Source organism: Streptomyces sp. NPDC087270, assembly GCF_044744625.1.
In the GTDB taxonomy this organism is placed as follows: Bacteria; Actinomycetota; Actinomycetes; order Streptomycetales; family Streptomycetaceae; genus Actinacidiphila.
In genome coordinates this window covers 307,147-326,353 of the sequence record NZ_JBIUYR010000003.1, presented here as the reverse complement: position 1 = coordinate 326,353, position 19,207 = coordinate 307,147, and the positions used below count along the sequence as shown (strand labels likewise).

At 73.8% G+C, this 19,207-nt stretch carries 20 protein-coding genes; 9 read left to right on the top strand and 11 right to left on the bottom strand.

What is annotated here, in order from left to right:
• Window positions 1-4 precede the first annotated feature (4 nt).
• From ACIPAE_RS08250 to ACIPAE_RS08240, 3 genes are all read left to right on the top strand, one after another.
• A complete protein-coding gene (locus ACIPAE_RS08250) occupies window positions 5-754 on the top strand; it encodes an urease accessory protein UreF (RefSeq protein WP_402443957.1) in 750 nt (249 codons plus the stop codon).
• A gap of 188 nt (window positions 755-942) precedes the next feature.
• Window positions 943-1,626 carry an urease accessory protein UreG gene (gene ureG / locus ACIPAE_RS08245; protein WP_402443722.1) on the top strand — a complete coding sequence of 228 codons (684 nt, stop codon included), beginning with the start codon at window positions 943-945 and terminating at the stop codon, window positions 1,624-1,626.
• A gap of 104 nt (window positions 1,627-1,730) precedes the next feature.
• Window positions 1,731-2,474 carry an urease accessory protein UreD gene (locus tag ACIPAE_RS08240; protein ID WP_402443954.1) on the top strand — a complete coding sequence of 248 codons (744 nt, stop codon included), beginning with the start codon at window positions 1,731-1,733 and terminating at the stop codon, window positions 2,472-2,474.
• 60 nt (window positions 2,475-2,534) lie between these two features.
• Here ACIPAE_RS08240 and ACIPAE_RS08235 read toward each other — a convergent pair whose 3' ends face one another.
• Together ACIPAE_RS08235 and ACIPAE_RS08230 are read right to left on the bottom strand one after the other, a co-directional pair.
• Window positions 2,535-3,110 carry a YbaK/EbsC family protein gene (locus tag ACIPAE_RS08235; RefSeq protein WP_402443720.1) on the bottom strand — a complete coding sequence of 192 codons (576 nt, stop codon included), beginning with the start codon at window positions 3,108-3,110 and terminating at the stop codon, window positions 2,535-2,537.
• A gap of 59 nt (window positions 3,111-3,169) precedes the next feature.
• The gene (locus ACIPAE_RS08230; protein ID WP_402443718.1) at window positions 3,170-4,006 is read right to left on the bottom strand and encodes a TIGR02452 family protein; all 837 of its coding nucleotides are present in this window, start codon (window positions 4,004-4,006) and stop codon (window positions 3,170-3,172) included.
• Between the two features lie 187 nt (window positions 4,007-4,193).
• Between ACIPAE_RS08230 and ACIPAE_RS08225 the strand changes: the two genes are divergently transcribed.
• On the top strand, window positions 4,194-4,967 hold the full coding sequence (locus ACIPAE_RS08225; RefSeq protein WP_329373068.1) for a DUF1707 domain-containing protein: 774 nt from the start codon (window positions 4,194-4,196) through the stop codon (window positions 4,965-4,967).
• 150 nt (window positions 4,968-5,117) lie between these two features.
• On the opposite strand, the gene ACIPAE_RS08220 is transcribed toward ACIPAE_RS08225, so the two are convergent.
• A complete protein-coding gene (locus tag ACIPAE_RS08220) occupies window positions 5,118-6,161 on the bottom strand; it encodes an NAD-dependent epimerase/dehydratase family protein (RefSeq protein ID WP_402443716.1) in 1,044 nt (347 codons plus the stop codon).
• Between the two features lie 566 nt (window positions 6,162-6,727).
• Between ACIPAE_RS08220 and ACIPAE_RS08215 the strand changes: the two genes are divergently transcribed.
• Complete coding sequence (locus tag ACIPAE_RS08215; protein WP_402443714.1) at window positions 6,728-8,317, top strand: TROVE domain-containing protein; 1,590 nt, start codon at window positions 6,728-6,730, stop codon at window positions 8,315-8,317.
• Window positions 8,318-8,509: 192 nt separating this feature from the next.
• Here the strand turns inward: ACIPAE_RS08215 and ACIPAE_RS08210 are convergent, their stop codons facing one another.
• From ACIPAE_RS08210 to ACIPAE_RS08185, 6 genes are all read right to left on the bottom strand, one after another.
• Complete coding sequence (locus tag ACIPAE_RS08210; RefSeq protein WP_402443712.1) at window positions 8,510-9,490, bottom strand: hypothetical protein; 981 nt, start codon at window positions 9,488-9,490, stop codon at window positions 8,510-8,512.
• Window positions 9,491-9,508: 18 nt separating this feature from the next.
• Window positions 9,509-10,489, bottom strand: coding sequence for a cytochrome c oxidase assembly protein (locus ACIPAE_RS08205; RefSeq protein WP_402443710.1), 981 nt, complete (start codon window positions 10,487-10,489; stop codon window positions 9,509-9,511).
• A gap of 132 nt (window positions 10,490-10,621) precedes the next feature.
• The gene (locus tag ACIPAE_RS08200) at window positions 10,622-11,647 is read right to left on the bottom strand and encodes a 6-phosphofructokinase (protein WP_328459880.1); all 1,026 of its coding nucleotides are present in this window, start codon (window positions 11,645-11,647) and stop codon (window positions 10,622-10,624) included.
• A 199-nt stretch (window positions 11,648-11,846) separates the two neighbouring features.
• A complete protein-coding gene (locus ACIPAE_RS08195; RefSeq protein ID WP_329373079.1) occupies window positions 11,847-12,575 on the bottom strand; it encodes a glutamine amidotransferase in 729 nt (242 codons plus the stop codon).
• Between the two features lie 86 nt (window positions 12,576-12,661).
• Window positions 12,662-13,900 carry a MurT ligase domain-containing protein gene (locus ACIPAE_RS08190; protein ID WP_328459876.1) on the bottom strand — a complete coding sequence of 413 codons (1,239 nt, stop codon included), beginning with the start codon at window positions 13,898-13,900 and terminating at the stop codon, window positions 12,662-12,664.
• A gap of 342 nt (window positions 13,901-14,242) precedes the next feature.
• Window positions 14,243-14,890 (bottom strand): TetR family transcriptional regulator, encoded by a 648-nt coding sequence (locus ACIPAE_RS08185; RefSeq protein ID WP_328459874.1) that lies wholly within the window; start codon window positions 14,888-14,890, stop codon window positions 14,243-14,245.
• 207 nt (window positions 14,891-15,097) lie between these two features.
• Between ACIPAE_RS08185 and ACIPAE_RS08180 the strand changes: the two genes are divergently transcribed.
• Window positions 15,098-16,330, top strand: coding sequence for an acyl-CoA dehydrogenase family protein (locus ACIPAE_RS08180; RefSeq protein WP_329373081.1), 1,233 nt, complete (start codon window positions 15,098-15,100; stop codon window positions 16,328-16,330).
• 255 nt (window positions 16,331-16,585) lie between these two features.
• Here ACIPAE_RS08180 and ACIPAE_RS08175 read toward each other — a convergent pair whose 3' ends face one another.
• Entirely contained in the window at window positions 16,586-16,726 is a 141-nt protein-coding gene (locus ACIPAE_RS08175; protein ID WP_328459869.1) for a hypothetical protein, read from the bottom strand.
• Between the two features lie 163 nt (window positions 16,727-16,889).
• On the opposite strand from ACIPAE_RS08175, the gene ACIPAE_RS08170 reads away from it, so the two are divergent.
• Together ACIPAE_RS08170 and ACIPAE_RS08165 are read left to right on the top strand one after the other, a co-directional pair.
• Entirely contained in the window at window positions 16,890-17,018 is a 129-nt protein-coding gene (locus ACIPAE_RS08170) for a hypothetical protein (protein WP_328459867.1), read from the top strand.
• A gap of 104 nt (window positions 17,019-17,122) precedes the next feature.
• A complete protein-coding gene (locus ACIPAE_RS08165; protein WP_402443706.1) occupies window positions 17,123-17,743 on the top strand; it encodes a winged helix-turn-helix domain-containing protein in 621 nt (206 codons plus the stop codon).
• A gap of 81 nt (window positions 17,744-17,824) precedes the next feature.
• Here the strand turns inward: ACIPAE_RS08165 and ACIPAE_RS08160 are convergent, their stop codons facing one another.
• The gene (locus ACIPAE_RS08160; RefSeq protein WP_328459863.1) at window positions 17,825-18,289 is read right to left on the bottom strand and encodes a universal stress protein; all 465 of its coding nucleotides are present in this window, start codon (window positions 18,287-18,289) and stop codon (window positions 17,825-17,827) included.
• A gap of 222 nt (window positions 18,290-18,511) precedes the next feature.
• Here ACIPAE_RS08160 and ACIPAE_RS08155 point away from each other — a divergent pair, with 222 nt between their 5' ends.
• Window positions 18,512-19,144, top strand: coding sequence for an SRPBCC family protein (locus ACIPAE_RS08155; protein WP_402443704.1), 633 nt, complete (start codon window positions 18,512-18,514; stop codon window positions 19,142-19,144).
• Window positions 19,145-19,207: the final 63 nt, after the last annotated feature.

Below are 19,207 nucleotides of genomic sequence, written 5' to 3'. Positions count from 1 at the left end.
CATGATGGCGACGGAATCCGCAACCGGCGGCTGTGACGGTCCCGACCGTTCTGACGGTCCGATCGGCGCTGACGGTCCCGGCGCGCGCGCCGCGCTGCTGCTGCTCGCCGACGGCCGCTTCCCGGCCGGCGGCCACGCCCACTCGGGCGGTGTCGAGGCGGCCGTGGCCGAGGGGAGGGTACGGGACGCGGGTACGCTCGCGGACTTCTGCAGGGGCCGGTTGCACACCACAGGACTGGTCGCCGCCGCACTGGCCGCGGCGGCGACCGCCGGGGCCGATCCGCTCGGCCTCGACGAGGCGGCCGACGCGCGGACGCCCTCCGCGGCGCTGCGGGCGGTCTCCCGGCGGCTGGGCCGCCAACTCCTGCGGGCCGTACGGGCCGTGTGGCCCGCGCCCGCGCTGGACGAACTCGCCGCGGCGCGCCCGCGCGGCGCGCACCAGCCGGTCGTGCTCGGGCTCGCCGCCGCGGCGGCGGGGCTGCGGCCGGCCGATGCCGCGCAGGCCGCCGCGTACGACTGCGTCAGCACGCCCGCGTTCGCCGCGGTGCGGTTGCTCGGGCTCGATCCGTTTCACGCGGTACGCGTTCTGGGGCGGCTCGGGAACGAGGTGGACGCGGTGGCGGGCGCCGCGGAGGAGGCCGCCCGCCGAGCCTTGCGGGAGGGGCTCGGCGCCCTTCCCGCCGCTTCCTCGCCCCTCCTGGACCTCGGCGCGGAGGCGCATGTCACGTGGCCCGTGCGGCTCTTCGCGTCATGAGAGCGACGGTGGGGGTGCCGGGTCCGCCCGGGCTGCCCGGTGCCGCGGGTACCCGGACCTTTCGCCGGCGGGTGGCTGGTCGCGCGGTTCCCCGCGCTCCCGCGTCGCCGCACCGCGGGGGCGGATGGGTGTGCGGTGGTGCTCGTTCCTCTCGGGGCGGGCCGGTGACGAGTGGAGGAGAGGTCGGCATGCACGTGGATCATCCTGAGGTGTTTCCGGAGCGGTATACGGCGTCGGTGGAGGCGGGAGCGGGGGAGCGGGCGCTGCGGGTGGGGTTCGGAGGGCCGGTGGGGTCGGGGAAGACGGCGACCGTGGCGGCGTTGTGCCGGGCACTGCGCGACTTCGTGGCGATCGGGGTGGTGACGAACGACATCTACACCCGGGAGGACGCGGAGTTCCTGGTGCGGGAGGCGGTGCTGCCCGCCGAGCGCATCGTGGCGGTGGAGACGGGGGCGTGTCCGCACACCGCGATCAGGGACGACATCTCGGCGAACCTTGAGGCGGTCGAGGAGTTGGAGGAGGCGGTCGGCCCACTGGATCTGGTGCTGGTGGAGTCGGGCGGCGACAACCTGACGGCGACCTTCTCGCGCGGCCTGGTGGACGCGCAGGTGTTCGTGATCGACGTGGCGGGTGGCGACGACATCCCCAGGAAGGGCGGTCCGGGGTTGACCACCGCCGACCTGCTGGTGGTGAACAAGACGGACCTGGCCCCGTACGTCGGCGCGGACCTGGACCGGATGGCGGCCGACGCGGCGGCGCAACGCGGGGAACTGCCGGTGGTGTTCACCTCCGTGAAGAAGCCCGGCGGCGTGGACCCGATCGCCGCGTGGGTCGGCGAGCGCCTGGCCGCGTGGGCGGCGGTCCGTACGTGACGGCGGCGCCGACGGCGGTGGCGGACACGGCGGATTCGGCAGCCCCGGCGGACACGGCAGGCACCACGGATACGGCCGCGCGCGGAGTGACCGCCGTCGCGCGGATGCGGGCGGTGCCGGACGGGCGCGGCGGCACCGTGCTGCCGCTGCTGGCCGGGGACGGGCCGCTGGCGCTGCGCAGGACCGGGCCGCCCGGGGGAACCGGCGCCCACGTCACCGTGGTGGGGGCGATGACGGCTCCGCTCGGCGGCGACCGGCTGCGGATCGAGGCCGAGGCGGCGGCGGGCGCGCGGCTGACCGTCGGCGCGTCGGCGGCCACCGTGTCGCTGCCCGGCCGGGGCGGCGAACAGGCCCGCTACGACGTACGGCTCACGGTCGGCGCGGGCGCCGAACTGCGCTGGCTGCCGGAGCCGTTGATCGCCGCCCGCGGCAGCGACCTGACGATGACCACCCGGGCCCGACTCGCCCCGGGCGCACGGCTGGTGCTGCGGGAGGAACAGGTCCTCGGCCGCCACGACGAGCCGAGCGGCCGCCTCGCCGCCCGCCTCACCGTCGAGTACGAAGGGCGCCCGCTGCTCGACCAGGAACTGTCCTTCGGCCCGGGCACCGCACCCGGATGGGACGGCCCCGCCGTGCTCGGCGGCCACCGCGCGGTCGGCCAACTCCTCCTGGTGGCACCGGACCTGGGCGACCACGCGGCCGAACTCGCCGATGTGCCGGCGGAGTACGGCCGCGCCGCCCTCACCGCGCTGGCCGGACCCGCCCTGCTCGTCACCGCGATCGCCCCGGACGGCCGGCACCTGCGCACCCTGCTCGACGGCTACCTGCGGCGGTTCAGCGCCACGTGAACGCCACTCGAGCCCCGGTCGACCGCGGGCGGACCGTAGCCGCGCCGCGCGTCGCGACCGTCAGCCCGCGGCGGGCTGCTCGGCCGCCGGCTCCCCCGCGATCGGCTCGGTACGCGGCGCGGCCACCCGGACGTAGTCCTTCGTGCTCAGCGCCAGCGAGCAGTCCAGCCGGGCCGCGTTGAAGTAGATCTCGTCGTGGACCAACAGCCCGGGATCGACGACCAGTTCGAGCTTCTCGTCGAAGGAGAACGGCAGCACGGTGCCGCTCACGCTCCCGGCCAGCCGCTCGGCGATGTCCCGCGACGCGAACGACACGTACGTGCCCGACAGCAGCGCCTTCACCGCGCCCAGGTCCACCCGCCGGTCGCCCGGCACCACGGCGAGGACATAACGCGTCACCTTCTTGCCCACCTTGACCATCACCACGATGCACTTCGCCGCCTGCGCAAGGGAGTTGCCGCGCAGCGCGCTCACCACCTCGGTGGCGCCCTCCGGTTCGTGGTCGATGGTGCGGTACTGCGCGCCCTGCTCGTCCAGCAGCGCGATCAACCGGTCGTAGGTCTCGTGGGTTTCGAGGGTCCCGGACCCGTCGCCCGCCTCGTGGGTATCCTGCCGCTGCGTGTCCTGCTCGCTCATGTCCCCGCTCGCTGTGCTCGTGGTGTGGTGGTGCTCGTGATGGTGGTGCGGGCGCGTCGTCACGCGAACTCGGCCGTGAACGCCGCCCGGGTGGGGGAGTCCTCGCGCCGGTCCAGCACGGCGAAGACCGCCTCGTCGACGGAGTCGGCGAACCGCCCGCCCGGACCGAGCAGCGCCGCGAAGGCACCGGCGACCACGGCCGGGTCGTTCCGGAACACCCCGCAGCCCCACGCCCCGAGCACCAGACGCCGGTAGCCGTTCGCGACGGCCACCTCCAGCACCCGCTCGGCACGTGCCGCCAGCGCCGGCCCGACCTCCCGCACCCGCTCGGGCATCGTACGCGCGATCACGCCCGCGTTCGGCGCGGGGCAGGTGAGGAAACCCGCGAGGTACGGCCGGGCGAGCAGCGCGCCCGAGTCGGCGCGGAAGACCGGCACACCGGGGGAGTGGATGACCCGGTCGCTGTAGAAGGTGTCGCGGACCTCGCGGTGGTGGGCGTAGAACTCCGGGGCGCGCAGCAGGCAGTGGTACAGCGCGGAGGCGCGGCACAGCGCCTCCTCCTGCGCCTGGGCGCCGTTGACGTAGCCGCCGCCGGGGTTGCGGGCGGACGCGAAGTTGAGCACCGCGACCGCGCCGCCGCCCTCGGCCACCAGCCGCCGGGTCGCCTGGGTGCTGCCCTCCGACGTGACCGTGCAGCGGGTGCCGGTGCCTGTGCCGGTGCCGCGGGCCGCCGTGTCCGGCACCTCGACCGGCTCGGGCCCGTACATCCTGGTGCCGTCGGCGGCCCGCGCCACCGGCTCGGCCAGGTCCACCCATCGGCCGTCCGGCCCGGGGTAACCGCCCTCGGTCACGATCCGTTCGTTCTCGTGGGCGATGTTCCGCAGTCGTGCGCTCATGCCCCGGCACGGTACGGTCAAAGCCCGCTCCCGCGCGATCCGTTATCGGGTGTCCCGGGACCAGGGCGAGGACGCGGGGGGCGAGCGTTTCGGCCGTCACGCGATACGGCGGGCCGCCGCCTTGCACCCTTCGCAAGACGCGATATAGCGTGAGTGGTGTTCCGTTCCGTCCCCCAGGAGGTCCCTCGTGTCCGAACGGTCGCCACGGCAGTCGCACGGGTCGGACGGTGCGGCTGACGACGCGCACCTGCGGGTCTCGGACGACGAGCGGGACCACACGGCCGCCCTGCTCGGCGACGCGCTGGCCGCCGGCCGGATCGACGTCGGCGAGCACGCCGAGCGGCTGGAGGCGGTGTACGCCGCGCGCACCCGCGGCGAACTCGTCCCGATCACCGCGGACCTGCCCGCCCTCACGCCCGGCGTGTCCCCGACCGAACCCGGCGACAGCGCGCCCATCGAGGCGCTGTTCGCCAAGGTGCGGCGCTCGGGGCCGTGGCCCGTGCCGCCGTACACCGTCGCCCGCGCCCGCTTCGGCGCGATCGTGATCGACCTGCGGCAGGCGATGTTCACCCGCCGTGAGGTGGTGATCGAGGCCGGGTCGTTCTTCGGCAAGGTCGAGATCCTGGTCCCGGACAACGCCAACGTCTACGACACCGGGTCGGCGCTGTTCGGGAAGCGGTCCCAGGTCGGGAGCCGCGAGGGCAAGGAGGACGACGGTCCGGTGGTGCGGATCACCGGGCGCTCGGTGTTCGGCCATGTCCGGGTGATGCGCGGCTCGAAGTGGGCCTGGTGGATCGGCCACCAGATGGGCGGTCACGTGGAGGAGCGCATGGAGCACATGACCCGGCACATGGAGGCGCGGATGGAGCACATGAGCCGCCATATGGAGCGTATGGGGAACATGGGCCGCCACATGGACGGTCGGAGGGGTCGTGGCAGCGGCCGCGACCGCGACGCGTGAGCGCCTGAACCCGTGAGCGCCTGAACGTGCGGCCGCCGGTGCCCCGGGTGTCCCGGGCCACCGGCCAAGGCGGAGGGCCCACCCGCCGCACAGCCTCGCCGCCGCACCACACGACCGCGCCCCACCGATCCCCGCCGCTGACCTACGCGCTCAACTCCGCTGCGCCAGCCAGGCGTTCTCCGCCGCGTAGTCGAACCACTCGTCGCCCTCGTCCGACAGCCGTGCGGGCAGCGGGAACCGCTCCTTCCAGTCGTGCTCCTCCAACTCCCGGGCGAGCCAGGCCACCGTCTCCGGCAGCGAGTCCTCGTACGTGGTGACGGCGCGGTAGCCCAACTCCCGTTCTGCGGCGGACATGTCCAGCACCATCGGGTGCGGCAGCCCCCACGGGTGGTTGCCCACGGTCGGCGCCGGAGGCGGGCCGTCGACCAGCACCGTCTCGGTGGTACGGCCCAGCACCGCGTCGATCGCGGCACCGATCTCCGCGACCGTCGGCACCCGCGGGTCACCCGCGTTCAGCACCCGGGAGCCGGGCGTGCGCGCGGCCAGCCGGACCAGCTCGGTGATGTTCGACGCGTGCACCGGGTGGAAGCGGCTGCTGCCCCCGTACGGCAGCACCCGCACCGTGCGCCCGTCCAACGCCCGCTTCACGAAGTACAGTTCGCGCGGCAGCGGGCTGTGGGTGCCGTGGATCGCGCCGGCCCGCAGCAGCGTGCTGGGCAGTTCGCCGCCGGCCGCGAGCAGCGTCTGCTCCAGCTCCACCTTGCGGGTGCCGTACGTCGCCGGACCGGCGTCGACCGTCGTCCACGTCTCGGGCAGCGGCACCGGAAAGCGCGGCGAGCCGTCCGGCTCGTCCTGGGTGTCGAAGCTGCGGTCCTGCTCGTCCTTGTACACGGCGGCGCTGGAGATCACCACCGCCGACCCGATCCGGTCGGCGAGGGAGAGCAACTGCCGTGCGTGGTGCGCGTCGTAGGCGACGCAGTCCAGCAGCACGTCGCAACCGTCACCCAGCGCGGCGGCCAGCGCGGCCGTGTCGGCGCGGTCCACCCGGACCGTGCGGACACCGGGCGGCCACCCCGCGTCGGTGCCGCCGCCGCGCGAGGCCGCCGTCACCTGCCAGCCGTCCGAGGCGAGCGCCTGTACCGCCTGCCGGCCGATCTGCCCTGATGCTCCGAGGACGAACGCAGTTCCTGTCATGCCGCGACGCTACGGCCGCCGGGCCCGGGCGGACCAGGGCGTTTCGCCGTACGCGGATTCGCCCTCGGCGCAACCCGCCCGGACCGGCCCGCACCGGCCCGCACCCGCTCGCGCCCGCACGCGACGCACCGGCGGGCGTCCGGTCGGATGCCCGCCCCGGCATCGCCCCGGCATCGGAACCGGCATCCGCCCCCGCATCCGCGCCGGCGTCCAGGCCGTCACCCGGTCGCGCGCCGTGGAAATCGCGGTGCGCCGGCCCGCTGGGCTGCCTACAGTGGAAAGCGCCGCGAAGCGCAGCACGGGCATACTTCCGCTCATAACGGGGAGGTCGCGGGTTCGACTCCCGCCCGGCCCACCATCCAGGGCCGGTAGCTCAGTGGTAGAGCACCACAGAACGCCCGTGCGACAGGAACTCGCGGCACCCGTCCGGGTCCACCCGCCGGTCCGTCGTACGCCCCCACCCGCACCGCCCTCGGCGGCTTCGTGCTGCCCGGCCGCGGTCGCGCCGGGGGACCGTCACGACATCACGACACCATGCGATGACATCACGTCAGGAGACGCGCACCATGAGCAAGTTCGCCGCGCGCCGCCGCGCGCCCACCGGCCCGGTGGCCACCACCGGCCGCACCCGCACGCACGAAGGCGGCGCCGGCTTCACCCGGGACGCCAAGAGCGACCTCTTCCTCCTCGCTGCGGCCAACATGGTCGGCGAGGACAGCTTCTACGAGTCCGCGGGCGACCGCGACGACCGCTTCCGCCGGCTGGTCCATGCCGCCACCAGGACCGACCCCGACTGGGTGGCTCGCTTCGTGCCCTACCTGCGCCGGGAGTTGAACATGCGCTCGGCCGCCGTCGTGGTCGCCGCCGAGTCCGCGCTGGCCCGCCGGGCCGGCACCGACGTCGAACCGACCGTGTCCGTACGGACCTTGGTCGACTCCGCGCTGCTGCGCGCCGACGAGCCCGCCGAGTTCCTCGCGTACTGGAAGGCCCGCACCGGCAAGGTCACCCTGCCCGGCGGTGTGCAGCGCGGTCTCGCCGACGCCGTCGCCCGCCTCTACACCGAGCGGGCCGCCCTGAAGTACGACGGGGTGGCCGCGGCCTGGCGGATGGCCGACGTGGTGGCGCTCGCCAAGCCGCGCCCGGCCGGCCCCTGGCAGGCCGACCTGTTCGACTACCTCGCCGACCGGCGCTGGAAGCGCGACAGCGTCCGGGTCACGGACCGGCTGCCGGTGCTCACCGCCTACCGGGCGGCCATGGCGATGCCGGTGGCCGAGCGGCGCGCGTACTTCCTCGCGGACCCGGCGCGGCTGGGGGCGGCCGGGATGACGTGGGAGCAGCTCTCCTCGCTCGGCGCGATGGACGCCGCCGCCTGGACCGCGATCCTGCCGCGGATGGGGCTGATGGCGCTCACCCGCAACCTGCGCAACCTCGACGAGGCCGGCGTGCCCGACCACGTCGCCGAGCAGGTCGCGGCGCGGCTCGCCGACCCCGTGCAGGTGCGCCGCTCCCGGCAGTTCCCGTACCGCTTCCTGTCCGCGTACCGCACCGCGCCGTCGCTGCGGTGGGGCCCGGCGCTGGAGCGGGCGCTGCTCGCCTCGACCGCGAACGTGCCGGCGCTGCCCGGCCGCACGCTGGTGCTGGTCGACACGTCGGCGTCGATGCGGCAGCCGGTCGCGGAACGCAGCCTGGTCCGGCACGTGGACGTGGGCGCGCTGTTCGCGGTCGCGCTCGCCGCGCGGGGCTGCGAGGTCGACCTGGCCGGTTTCGCCACCGGCGTGTTCGGCCACCGGCTGCGGCGCGGAGGCAGCGTGCTGCGGCAGGCCGACGAGTTCTGCGCGCGGGTCGGCGAGGTCGGGCACGGCACCGAGACGGTCACCGCGCTCAAGACCGCGTACCGGCGGCACGACCGGGTGGTGCTCTTCTCGGACATGCAGGCGTTCGCCCATCCCGGCACCGGCGCGTGCGGCGTGACCGTGTCGACGGCGGTGCCCGCCGCGGTGCCTGTGTTCGGCGTGAACACCGCGGGGTACGCCCCCGCGGCGCTGGACACGGCGACGCCGAACCGGTACGAGATCGGGGGGTTCTCGGACAAGCTGTTCACGATGGTCGACCTGCTCAGCCGCGGCCGCGACGCCACGTGGCCGTGGGAGCGGTAAGGAGGGCCCCTGACCCGCCCGGGTGGCCCGTTCCGCCGGTTCAGGGACCACCTGTCCGTGTGGGCTGGTCGCGCGGTTCCCCGCGCCCCTGTGCCGGTGCGGCTCTCTCCGAGGGAGGACGCCGAGCCGGGAGGGTCAGGGGTGCCCTGGTCCGTGGGCGGTGCGGCGGGGCGTGAGGATGGCGGCGGCCGGCTACCGCTCCCGGTCCGCCGCCTGCCCCTGCCCGTCCCCGAGGCGAGCGGTCCGCCCGGGGTCGGGCGCCGCCATGTCCGCCGCGTCCGCGTCGTAGTGCTCGAACCACGGCAGTCCCGCCGAGGCGTAGGCCGCCCGGTCCACCGGCGAGGCGGGCGCCGGCTCCCCGGTGATCCGCCGCCATTGCGCCGCCGTCGCCAGATGTACGAACACCCGGCCGGAGGGCTCGCGTTCCCAGTCGTCCAGCGGTCGAGGGTCCCGGTAGACCTCCTGCCGCATCCGGCCGCCCGCGCCCAGGCCCGGCGCGGTCACGGCAGGCCCCGCCGGCTCGCCGGGCCCGGCCTCCGCCGCGAGCGGCACCCCCGGCGCCGGCCCGAACCGGCCCGGCCGCGCCCCGCCGACCTCGCCCCACCCCGCCACATCGCGCCCGCGCACCGCTCGCGCCCGCTGCGCGGCCTGCCACCGTGCCCGCACCCGGGCCCGTAGCTCGAAGACCTGCAACTGCACGCCGACCCAGTCCTCCGAGGCGGGTCCGCGGGGCGCTGTGACCGTCCCCGGCTCCGGCGGCACCGCGACGAGCTGGCGGATCGTGCCCCGCCCGGAGTTGATCCCGTCCAGCCACGGCTGGCGCGGCAGCACCACGTAGTTCTGCGGGTCCTGCGCCAGCTGGTCGCTCCACGGCCGCCCCGACACCGCGCACACCTGGCCCACCCCCACCTGGAGGGCGACCGGCGCCGACGCGGAGAAACTCAGCCACACCGCCTCGCGCTGGAAGACCGGCAGCAGCACCCCGCCGTGGCCGAGCCACTGGTCAGGCGCCTGATCCGGGTAGTCCGCGACCCACCTCAGCGGGAAGCCGCCGAGCCCCGGCGGCAGTGGATGGGTACCGGTCTCCGGCAGCCGCAGCGTCCGCATGAACCGTACGGTGGCCCCGCCGGGCAGCTCGAGCGCCCCCTCCGAGACCCGCACCTGTCCGCCCATCCACGGGCCCCCCTTCGGTCAACCGCGACTGCGCGCCTGCAGTGACGCCAGGTAGGCGTTGTACGCGACGAGCTCCGCATCCCCGTTGCGGTCGGCGGCCCGGTCGGTGCGGCGCGCCTGCCGTTTCTCGGAGGTGTACCACTGGAACAGCAGGGCCACCAGCACGACCACCGACGGGATCTCGCTGAACGCCCAGGCGATACCACCAGCGGCGGTCTGGTCGCTGAGCGGGTGCACGCCCAGCGAGGCCGGCGGGTGCTTGAAGGTGGTGACCATCGGCTGGCTCGCCATCATCAGCGCGATCCCGAAGAACGCGTGGAACGGCATCCCCGCGAACAGCTCCAGCATCCGCATCACATAGCCCGGCCGGTGCGGCCCGGGGTCGACACCCATGATCGGCCAGAAGAACACCAGGCCGACCGCGAGGAAGTGCACCATCATCGCGATGTGCCCGGTCTGGCTGCGCATCAGGCTGTCGAAGATCGGCGTGAAGTACAGCCCGTACAGGCTCGCCACGAAAAGCGGGATGGTGAACGCCGGGTGGGTGACCACCCGCATCAGGCGGCTGTGCAGCAGCTTCACCAGCAGCTCGCGCGGGCCGGTGCGGCCGTTCCCGGCGGTCGGCAGCGCCCGCAGCGCCAGGGTCACCGGCGCGCCCAGCAGCAGCAGGATCGGCGAGAGCATGCTGAGCACCATGTGCTGCACCATGTGCACGCTGAACATCGCCATGCCGTAGTCGTTGAGCTTGGTGCACATCGTGAGGCCGACGGTCAGCACGCCGACCACGAAGGAGATCGTGCGGCTCGGTGCCCACCGGTCGCCGCGCGCCCGCAGCCGGATCACCCCCCAGCCGTACAGCGCGAGCAGCACCACGCACAGCACCAGGAAGAACGGGTCACCGCCGAAGGCCAGCCCGCGGCCGAGCGTGAACGGCGGAAGGTCCGCGTCCATGCCCGGCATTCCCGGCATGGCCAGCAAGGCCGAACCGCCGTGATCCATCTGTCACTCCTTCACCCGATGTGCCCGCACCAGACTAGAACCGCCCCCGGTCGTCGATCCGACCGGGGGCGTCAACAGCGGGTCGCGGCGGGCGGCCGCGGCGTGTTCAGGAGGACAGGCGGGGCGTACGGCTCACAGCACGCACTCGGCCTCGGTGTACCGCTCGGCCGGCACCGTCTTGAGGTGCTCGACCGCCTCCGACAGCGGCACCAGGTTGATGTCGGTGCCGCGCAGCGCCGTCATCATGCCGAACCGGCCGTGGTGCACCGCTTCCACCGCGTGCCAGCCGAAGCGGGTGGCGAGCACCCGGTCGTACGCCGTGGGGGTGCCACCGCGCTGCACGTGGCCGAGGATCACCGGGCGCGCCTCCTTGCCCAGCCGCTCCTCCAACTCCACCGAGAGCTGGTTGGCCACACCGGTGAACCGCTCGTGTCCGTAGACGTCGGTCGCGCCGGAGGTGAAGTCCATCGTGCCCTCGCGGGGCTTGGCGCCCTCGGAGACCACCACGATCGCGAACTTCTTGCCCGCCTCGAACCGCTTGCCGACCACGTCGGTCAGCTCCTGCACGTCGAACGGCCGCTCCGGCACCACGATCGCGTGCGCGCCGGCCGCCATGCCCGAGTGCAGCGCGATCCACCCGGTGTGCCGGCCCATGACCTCCACGATCAGCACCCGCTGGTGCGACTCCGCGGTGGTCTTCAGCCGGTCCAGCGCCTCGGTGGCGACGGTCACGGCGGTGTCGAAGCCGAAGGTGACGTCGGTGGAGGAGATGTCGTTGTCGATCGTCTTCGGCACGCCCACGATCGGCAGGCCCGCGTCCGACAGCAGCCGGGCCGCCTTGAGGGTGCCCTCACCACCTATCGGGATGATCGCGTCCAGGCCGAGGTCGGCGACATGGCCGCGGGCCTGCTCCACCCCGCCGCGCAGATGCGCCGGCTGCACCCGGGACGAGCCCAGGATGGTGCCGCCGCGGGCCAGGATGCCGCTGACGGCGTCGAGGTCGAGCTTGCGGTAGTCGCATTCGAGCAGGCCCTTCCACCCGTCGTGGAAGCCGATGACCTCGTCACCGTGGTCGACCACGGCGCGGTGCACCACGGACCGGATGACGGCGTTCAGCCCGGGGCAGTCGCCGCCGCTGGTCAGGACACCAATACGCATCGCTCGCTACTCCTGCAACTCAACCGGACGGCCGGACCCCGTCGTCCGGATGGATCGGGCCCAGCTTACCGATCGCGCCGTCCACGCCTCCACGGCGACCGCACTTCGGACACCTGACGATTACCCCAACAGCAGGTCACCTCCGCACAGCGTGACGGTGCCGGACCGCTGCCGGCTCCGGCACCGCCCGCGGTACGGGTCAGGCGGGTTGCACGGCCGCGGCGATCCGCTCCTCGCGGAGCGCGTCGTACCACTGGTCGTCGACCGGCGGCAGCGCGTTGACGTCCAGCGCCAGCTTGATCAGCAGATCGGCGATGTGCGGGTTGCGGGCCATCACCGGGCCGTGCATGTACGTGCCGAACACCGTGTCGTTGAACGCCCCTTCGGTGCCGTCGCCGGTGCCGTTGCCGCGGCCGACCCGGGTGCGGGCGAACGGGCGGGCGGCCGGGCCGAGGTGCGTGACGCCCTGGTGGTTCTCGAACCCGGTCAGCGGCGGCAGCCCCAACTGCGGGTCGATGTCCGCCAGCACGTCGCCGACGCAGCGCTCGCCCTCGCCACGCGTGCTCACCACGTCCAGCAGTCCCAGGCCCGCCTCGGGCCGGCCCAGGTCGTTGACGAACTCGTGGCCGAGGATCTGGTAGCCCGCGCACACCGAGAAGACGATCGCGCCGTTGGCCACCGCCCGGTTCAGCCCGCCGTCACGGCGCAGCCGCTCGGCCGCCAGCCGCTGCGGGCGGTCCTCACCCCCGCCGATCAGGTAGATGTCGCCGGAGGTCGGGATCGGCTGGTCGGAGCGGACGTCGACCCGGGTGACCGGCACCCGGCGCTGCTGCGCCCGCCGCTCCACCACCAGCGCGTTGCCCTGGTCGCCGTAGGTGCTGAGCAGGTCGGGGTAGACCCACACCAGGCGCAGGCTGGAATCACTCATGCGTGCTTCTCCTCGGGTCCGTCGGGATCGGGCCTGGGGCCGGGCCTGCGGCGACCACGGGTCGTCCGCGGGGCCCGCCTGCCCGTTCAGTTTCCGACCTTGCGGCGCAGGTCCTGGAACGCGGTGTAGTTGGCGATCGCCTCGATCCGGCCGGGCGGCGCGTTGCGCACCGCCTCGTCCAGGTCGGCGCAGACCCGGAACTGCAGTCCGGCCACCTCCAGCCGCACCGCCAGGTCCAGCCGGCGGTCACCGAGCACCATGATCGGGTGCCCGGCCAGCCGGGTGTAGTCCACGTCCCACAGCCAGGAGGTGTCGGTGCCGTCGGCGCCGCGCGCGTTCACCGACAGGATCACCGGCGCCGGCGGCTGGTCGATCAGCGAGAACGTCTCCAGCCAGCCCGCCGGGTTCTTCGCCAGCAGCAGCCGCACCTGGCGCTGCTGGTAGGTGACCACGTCGTAGCGCCCGGCGACCGCCTGCACCTTGTACATCCGCTCCAGCGCGACCTTGGGGTCGATGCCGAAGGCCGCGGCGACCGCGGTGGACACCGCCGCGTTGGACTTGTTGGCGCGGCCGGGCAGCTGGAGGTGGATCGGCCACGCGACGCCGTACGGATCGACCACGTGGTCGCCGGACAGCCCCCACGTCGGGGTCGGGCGGCGGAAACCGCACTCGGAGCAGAACCAGTCGTCGGAGGGGCGCTGGAGCACCCCGCCGCAGGACGGGCACGACCAGGCGTCGTCCTTCCACTCCTGGCCGGCGGCCACCCACACCACGGTCGGGCTCGACGACGCGGCCCACACGATCAGCGGGTCGTCGGCGTTGGCGACGACGATCGCCTCGGAACCGGCCAGCCCCTCGCGCCACTTCTCGGCGAGCATCCGGGTCTCGGCGGCCCGGTCCAGCTGGTCCCGGGAGAGGTTGAGCAGCGCGATCGCCTTCGGGGTGGTGTCCCGCGCCACGCCCGCGAGGTACTTCTCGTCCACCTCGATCACGCCGAACCTGGCGTCGGAGCCGCCGGCCAGCGCCGACGTGATGCCGGCGGGCATGTTCGCGCCCAGCGCGTTCGAGACCACGGGGCCGCCCGCGCGCAGCGCCTCGGCGAGCAACCGGGTCGTCGTGGTCTTGCCGTTGGTGGCCGACACCAGTACGACGTCCAGGTGGCGGGCGAGGCGCGCGAGCAGGTCGGGGTCGAACCTCAGCGCGACCTTGCCGCCGATCACCGATCCACTGCCCTTGCCTGCGGCGCGGGAGACCGCCGCCGCGGCCCTGCCCGCCGTCACGGCGAGCTTCGCCCGCGGCGTCAGCGGCTCAGAGTTGCCTGCCATCGTGGGTGCTTCCTCCTCGACTTCGGCCGAGCTGGCCAGGCCCAGCCTATCGACTTCCGGATGGGGGAGACGACCGCCGCGACGGTCGACGCCGCAGCCCGGCCGCGGGCCGGCGTGCGCTGGCCACGGAAGGCGTGCACCCGTAAGTGGGTGCTGAGGGCGCCTCCCAGGCGAAGCGTTGGGGGCGGAACCGCGCGCTGGCCCACCACCGCGAGGTGGTCCCTGGACGGACGGGACCGGGCGGCCCGGGGGCAGGGGCGCGAGGAACGGCGCGCTGGCCCACCCGCCGGCGGGTGGTCCCTGGACGGACGGGACCGGGTAGCCCGGGGGGTCAGGGGCGCCCTACAGTCCGCGGCTGCCGGCGCGGTCACCCGCGAGGGTGAGCCGACCCCACAGCAAATCCGCCAGGGTCCGCACGAGTTCGTCCCGGGAGCAGGGCCGCTCGCCCAGCCACCAGTCGCCGGCGGCGTACATCATCCCGACGATCCCGTGCCCCCACACGCGCGCGACCTGCCGGGTGTCGGGCCCGAGGTCGAGCCGCTCGGCGATCACGTCGCCGAGGTCCTCGCCCATCCGCCGCAGCAGCGGCACCTGGTGGCGGCCGACGTCGAACCCCTTCTCTCCGTCGGCCGCGGGCGTCTCCGCCGGGTGCATGAGGAACCGGTAGACCTGCGGCCGGGTCTCGATCGCGGACAGGTACGCGTGCAAGGTGGCCTCGACCCGGTCGCGACGGTCCCCGGGGGAGTCCAGCGCAGTGCGCAACGTCGCCAGCAGCGCGTCGGTGTGCCGCTTGGCCAGTGCCCGGTACAGCCCGGACTTGTCACCGAAGTGCCGGTAGAGGATCGGCTTGGTGATGCCCGCCTCCGCGGCGATCGCGTTCATCGACGCCTCGGGGCCCTCGCGCAGCACCACGCGTTCGGCGGCCTCCAGCAGTTCGGTACGGCGGCGCTCGGTGGCGGTCCGCTGATCCTGCCGATGCCCGGTGTCCACCGTGCGCCTCCCGGTCGTTCGCCGCGCTCGTGTGTCACCGGGCGCCATGGGTCAACTGCTCGTCTGCACTGCTCGTGTACTGCAGCTTTATGCGCGCAACGTAACACCCCCGGGGCACTCCACGGCTCGGCGCTCGGTGAGTTGACATTCCCTACCGCACGGTAACAGACTGCTGTTACCGCAAGTAACCAGTACGTGGAGGGGACCATGGGCGACTTCACGCTCGAACTCAACGACGAACAGCAGTCCGTGCGCGAATGGATTCACGGTTTCGCCGCCGACGTGATGCGCCCGGCCGCCGCCGAGTGGGACGAGCGCGAGGAGACGCCCTGGCCCATCATCCAGGAGGCCGCCAAGATAGGGCTGTACTCGCTGGATTTCTACGCCCAGCAGTTCTTCGACCCGACCGGCCTGGGCATCCCCATGACCATGGAGGAGCTGTTCTGGGGTGACGCGGGCATCGCGCTGTCCATCGTCGGCACCGGCCTGGCCGCCGTCGGGGTGCTCGCCAACGGCACCGAGGAGCAGATCGGCACCTGGGTGCCGCAGATGTACGGGGACGCCGCCGACGTGAAGGTGGCCGCCTTCTGCTCCTCCGAGCCGGACGCCGGCTCCGACGTCGGCTCGATGCGCACCCGCGCGGTCTACGACCAGGCCACCGACGAGTGGGTGCTCAACGGCACCAAGACCTGGGCCACCAACGGCGGCATCGCCAACGTGCACGTGGTGGTGGCCGTGGTCGACCCGGAACTCGGCACCAAGGGCCACGCCTCCTTCATCGTGCCGCCCGGCACCCCCGGCCTGTCCCAGGGGCAGAAGTTCAAGAAGCACGGCATCCGCGCCTCGCACACCGCCGAGGTCGTACTGGAGGACGTCCGCGTGCCCGGCGACTGCCTGCTCGGCGGCAAGGAGAAGCTCGACGAGCGGCTGGCCCGCGCCCGTCAGCGGGCGAAGTCCGGCGACGGTGCGGAGAGGGTGAAGAACGCGGCGATGGCCACGTTCGAGGCGTCCCGCCCGGCGGTCGGCGCGATGGCGGTCGGCACCGCGCGCGCTGCCTACGACTACGCCCTCGAATACGCCAAGACCCGCGAGCAGTTCGGCCGCCCGATCATCGACAACCAGGGCGTCGCGTTCCAACTCGCCGATATGCGCACGCAGATCGACGCGGCGCGGCTGCTGGTGTGGCGGGCGTCCTGGATGGCCACCGCCGGCCGCCCGTTCACCTCGGCGGAGGGCTCCATGTCCAAGCTGTTCGCCAGCGAGACCGCGAAGAAGGTCACGGCGCAGGCGATCCAGATCCTCGGGGGCAACGGCTACACCCGGGAGTACCCGGTGGAGCGGATGCACCGGGACAGCGCGATCTACACGATTTTCGAGGGGACCAGCGAGATCCAGCGGCTCGTCATAGCCCGCACCCTCGCAGGGGTGCCGATCCGCTGAGGGCGCTGCCTGGGGTGCGGGACCCCCCGGGCTGGGCGGTACTGAGAGCAGAGGGACCTTGCGGTCCGCGGTGGCTGGTCGCGCAGTTCCCCGCGCCCCTTGGAGTACTGCGGCTCCCTCCGCGTCAACCACGGGGGAGCCGCACATATCAAGGGGCGCGGGGAACTGCGCGACCAGCCACCCACCGACCGCAAGGTCCCTTGGCACACGGACCGGGGGCACCCCGGTGGGACAGGGCCCGGCCGCCCGCAGGGGCTAGTCGCGGTAGCCGCGGAGGAGGAACCAGCCCAGGAACGCGGCGCCGACGACCGACACCACGATGAACGTGCGCATCACCGGCCCGGGTCCGGGGGACTGGTTGACCGCCAGGGTGGTGAGCACGTGGTGGATCTGCATGGCGACTCCTTCAGCTCGACGCCTCAGCGTAGCCCCGGGCGGTGCCGCGACCGCCGAGTGGGGTGCGGACGGCGGGGCGTGGCGCCGGGAGCGTGACCGCGGACACGTCGCGGACCCTGCCGGACCCTCACACCGGGGGCGCGGGGTCTGGTTCAATAGGGGCATGGCCAGCATCACTGACCCCGGGACAGGTCGCGACGACCTCGAGCCCTTCTGGCCGTCCCGGCAGGAGCACCACTTCGACCGCTGGTGTTGCCGCGCGATCCCCGCGCGGAACCACGTCGCCCGCTGACCTCGCACCGCTTCCGGCCCCAGCGCCGGTTGCCGTCGGCAGCACGTTTCCGGTCCCGCGCACGACGGAGTCCTCCCGACCCATCGCGCGAAAGAGCCGAAACCATGTCGAACGTCTCGCACATCCCGTCCGCACCCGCCGCCGTACCCGCGCCGCCCGCCTCCCGGCAGCGGCTGCGCGCGGTGCGGCCCGACGAGGTCCCGCCCGCCCCCGACTTCCTTCCGCCCGGCGCCACTTGGCTGCCCGCGCCCGGGCATGTGCTGCCCGCGGTGGCCGGTGGTGCCCCGATGGTCGGCTACCTGGTGCTGGTCCCGGCCGACCGGGCCCGCGCCGATCAGCCGGTGCCGGCCGCCGACCCGTACCAGTACGCCGTCGAGCCGGTCGTCGAGACCGTGGTGGAGCAGCAGCGGGGCGGGCCGGCGCTGCCCGTCGCGCCGGTGCTCATAGACGGCGAGCGCCGCACCGCCGCCGTCGACGGCCGCCCGCTGGACCTGACCTACCTGGAGTTCGAGTTGCTCGCCCACCTGGTCGCGCACCCGCACCGGGTGCACTCCCGCGACCAGCTCGTCACCACCGTGTGGGGATACGGCCACGTCGGGGACGGCCGCACCGTGGACGTCCACATCGCCCGGCTGCGGCGGAAGTTGGGCGCCGAGCACCGCGGCAGCATCGTGACCGTCCGCCGGGTCGGCTACAAGTACGCGCCCGCCCAGGCCGCCCGCTGAGGGAGGCCGAGGGGGCGGACCGGGCATGCCGGTCGGGTCCCGGTCGCACGCCCGCGTGCGACCGGGGTCATGGCGAGGGGGCTACGGCACGACCGTGACCGGCCAGCGGCCGGACTTCACCAGGCGCACCGCGACCGAGCCGACCAGCCGGTGCCCGGCCCGCTCCGAGGCGCCGACCACGACCGCGTCGGCGGTGAGCTGGTCGGCGGCCATCGCCAGGCCGTTGTAGGGGTCGCCGCGGAAGGTGTGGAACTCCCAGCGCACCGTGAAGGTCCCGCGCATCCGCTCCACCGAGTCGCGGATGTCGGCGAGGAGCTGCTCCGCGATCCCGGTGTCCGCCTCCGACACCGGCACGCCGAGCGCGGCGCCGCCGGCGATGTAGGGCTGCACGTACACGAGTGCGAGCAGGGCGTGCTGCCGGCGGGCCAGACCACCGGCGTACGCCGCGGCCCGCCAGGAGGAATCCGAGCCGTCGAGCCCGGCGACGATCACTTTCGGTCCGTCGGTGCCGCGCTCGAAACGTGCCGGCAACTTCTGCTCTTCCACCAGGTCAGGCTATCGGTCCTCGGCACCGCTTGATCACCCCCGTGCACGCAGCGTTCTCACTCGATTGGTCCCATTGCCACGACATGGGCGGTTTTGCGGGGCACGCTGTGGAAGAGGAGTGAAGCAGGCGACCGCCCGTCCGGCGCACGAACCGTCCATCGGTCCGCGCCCGCGCACGGCAGCCGCCCACGCCGCTACCGGGGAGGTTTTGCGATGCCTTGCGTGTCCACGAACGTGTTCGTGCGGCGTACACCGACGGAGGTCTTCGACTTTCTCGCCGACGCCCGCAACCTCGCCCTGTGGAGCTCGGGGGTGTCCTCGGTCGCGTCGGCGTACGTACAGCCGGGGGTCAACGCGGTCTACCGCTACCGATTCCCGGGCCGGCGCCGGTTCCACCGGCTGGTCTGCGCCGACTACGAGCCCGGTCGCCGGATAGCGTTCCGCGGTCAGCGGATGTGGGGCCCGCTGGGCACCCAGGTCCCGCTCTACGGCTTCGACCTGCTGCCGCACGCCGACGGCACGCTGGTGCGGCTGTCGGTGACCAGCTCGCTGAGTGCGGGGCTCGCCCTGTTCGCGCCCCTGGTGGCGATGGCGTGGCGGCGCGACCTGCCCGCCGACGGTCTGAAGTTCCGGGACCTGCTGGGCGAGGACCGCCCCGCCGCCGAGGCGCTGCCCACGGCCGCGGCCGGAGCGGGTGCGGCCGGAGCGGGCGCGGAGGCCGGTGCGGGCGCGGAGGCCGGTGCGGGCGCCGGGGCCGAGGTGGCCGCCGACGCGCAGGCCGACGACGCCTCGGTGCCGGCCGCGACCCCCATGCGGACCTCGCCGACCCCCCGTGGATTCGACTACGCTCATTGAGTGTTAAACTAAGTTTGTGATCGGGAGCGCCTGACGTGCGCGCCGGATCACCTCGTGACTGCC